Annotated in this window: 2 protein-coding genes; one reads left to right on the forward strand and one right to left on the reverse strand. The window is 51.3% G+C overall.

The genetic code is table 11. From position 1 onward, the window contains the following. Positions 1-343: acylphosphatase (gene yccX, locus K0040_RS22485; RefSeq protein ID WP_500302303.1), on the reverse strand; the 343-nt coding region annotated here is incomplete at its 3' end. Here yccX and K0040_RS22490 point away from each other — a divergent pair. After that, a partial coding sequence (locus tag K0040_RS22490) for a hypothetical protein (RefSeq protein ID WP_423700713.1) occupies positions 255-470 on the forward strand: 216 nt, incomplete at its 3' end. The genes yccX and K0040_RS22490 overlap by 89 nt on opposite strands.

Below are 470 nucleotides of genomic sequence, written 5' to 3' on the forward strand. Positions count from 1 at the left end.
GCCCTTCTTCACCGCAGGCAACCACTTCCACGCTGCCATCGTCAAGATTTTTGGCGTACCCGGTTAAGCACAGTTTTTTCGCTTCGTACTGCGTGGTGTAGCGAAATCCTACGCCCTGAACTCGCCCGTAAACCCAGGCAATTATGCAGACTTTCGACATTGCTGCTCTCCTTATCCTTAATGGACGCGTTGCAAATCCATGGAAAACTCCGGACAATGACGCCCATTTCTTTGCATCGACAGAAAAGTAAATTATGAGTGTACGTTTAGTGTTAGCCAAAGGGCGCGAAAAATCATTACTTCGTCGCCATCCGTGGGTCTTTTCCGGGGCCGTTGCCCGCATGGAAGGTAAAGCCAGCCTCGGTGAAACCATCGATATTGTTGATCATCAGGGAAAATGGTTAGCACGCGGCGCTTATTCACCAGCTTCGCAAATCCGGGCGCGCGTCTGGACGTTTGACCCGTCTGAG

This window comes from Terrisporobacter petrolearius, from assembly GCF_020748185.1.
In the GTDB taxonomy this organism is placed as follows: domain Bacteria; phylum Bacillota; class Clostridia; order Peptostreptococcales; family Peptostreptococcaceae; genus Terrisporobacter; species Terrisporobacter petrolearius.